We start from the raw sequence: 886 nt of genomic DNA on the forward strand, positions 1-886 counted from the left end.
ATGAACGATACGCCACCAAAGTTAATCTGGTGAGTTATACCTGGCTTGTTCAAACTTCGTTTGTTTCTTTATCAGCTTGTCCAAATTATTAAAGAGCAACTCACATAATGTGATTGATAAATATTCTCAAACAAGAACACTTAGCAATACGCATCATATGTGGAACAAAGAATCGGAGGAAAATGTAATGTCATTCAAGCCAAATTTTGCTTTAGGCAAGGCAGGGTATGAGGAAGTGTGTTGTAACACACGACGAATGCCCTAACGCAGCATAAAGGAAAATGGTGGAGCCATGCGGGATCGAACCGCAGACCTCCTGGATGCAAACCAGGCGCTCTCCCAGCTGAGCTATGGCCCCTTCACTTGTGCTATGCCGCTTTGCCTGCGTTATACTCCTCACTCAGTCAGTTACATACCATTGAGGTATGCGCCTTCCTTCGTTCGTCGCAAGCCTTGGCAAACCACCATAGCCCTGCGCTCCAATATTTATGAATACATCATGACTCATAAACATTTTCGCGGTTTTGGCTGTGTGGCTAGGCAAAGTGTGAGGAAGCATACACCAGTATGCGACGAGCACTTTAACAACGCCAGACAGACAAAATGGTGGGTCTGAGTAGACTTGAACTACCGACCTCACCCTTATCAGGGGTGCGCTCTAACCAGCTGAGCTACAGACCCAGTATCCGTTTGGCTACTACTGATTCTCTCAACACCACCATATAGCAGGGCTAAAAAAACAGCGACAAGCGCTGTAGTAACCAATCTTTGTTCCATCTATCAAGCCAATCAATCTGTGTGAGCACTCACCCAATTACGCATCTTCATCGTTAAGGAGGTGATCCAGCCGCAGGTTCCCCTACGGCTACCTTGTTACGACTTCACC

Annotated in this window: 2 tRNA genes and 1 rRNA gene; all 3 read right to left on the reverse strand. The window is 46.3% G+C overall.

Annotated elements, in window-relative coordinates:
- Positions 1-282: 282 nt before the first annotated feature.
- Positions 283-358, reverse strand: a tRNA-Ala gene (locus tag CWE13_RS12470).
- 246 nt (positions 359-604) lie between these two features.
- Positions 605-681: transfer RNA gene (locus tag CWE13_RS12475), tRNA-Ile, on the reverse strand.
- A gap of 150 nt (positions 682-831) precedes the next feature.
- Positions 832-886 (reverse strand): 16S ribosomal RNA (locus CWE13_RS12580); the annotation flags it as partial.

Source organism: Aliidiomarina shirensis (genome assembly GCF_003987345.1).
Lineage (GTDB): Bacteria > Pseudomonadota > Gammaproteobacteria > Enterobacterales > Alteromonadaceae > Aliidiomarina > Aliidiomarina shirensis.